Genomic DNA, 560 nt, shown 5'->3' with positions numbered 1-560 from the left:
GCCCGGCCCCAAGCGCGCCCCGCAGCCGCTGACCCGCGGGCGAATCCCTCTTCACTTCCCAGGAGTCCCTCCCTTGGCCATCACCGCTCTGCCTCCCGACACCGACGCCGACATCGCCCGGGTCACCGAGGCCCTCGCAATGATCACTCCGCGCTGGAACGTAAGGATCATGCTGGCGCTCTCCGGTCCGCCGCTGCGCTACAGCGAGCTGGCGGCCCGGGTGCCCTGGCTGCAGAACGGCCAGCTCCACCCCAAGCTCACGTCGCTGTGCGACGCCGGGCTCGTCGAGCGCACCGAACACACCGCGCGGCACGTCACCTACGGCCACACCGACCGTGGTGCCGCCCTGCTGCCGGTGCTGCCGGTGATCGTCGCCTGGGCCGAGGAGCACCTGGAGAAGCCGGACCGCCCGCTGCCCGCGGTCGAGCAGGTCGAGGACAGCCTCATCCTGCTCACCCGGCGCCACGCCGCCGCCCTGCTGTGGGTGCTCAAGCAGCGCGGAGAAGTCAGCGGCCGGACGCTGGCCAGGATGGTCATGCCCAGCAGCGACTGGACCAACG

At 71.8% G+C, this 560-nt stretch carries 1 protein-coding gene; it reads left to right on the top strand.

Going from position 1 to position 560, the window contains the following annotated elements:
- Positions 1-73: 73 nt before the first annotated feature.
- A partial coding sequence (locus CCN56_RS37525; RefSeq protein WP_143664759.1) for a helix-turn-helix domain-containing protein occupies positions 74-560 on the top strand: 487 nt, incomplete at its 3' end.

The sequence above is a fragment of the Streptomyces sp. NRRL B-24572 genome (genome assembly GCF_002156145.1).
GTDB lineage: Bacteria > Actinomycetota > Actinomycetes > Streptomycetales > Streptomycetaceae > Streptomyces > Streptomyces vietnamensis.
Note: the sequence above shows the minus strand (reverse complement) of the source record. Positions and strands in the feature narration are given on the sequence as shown.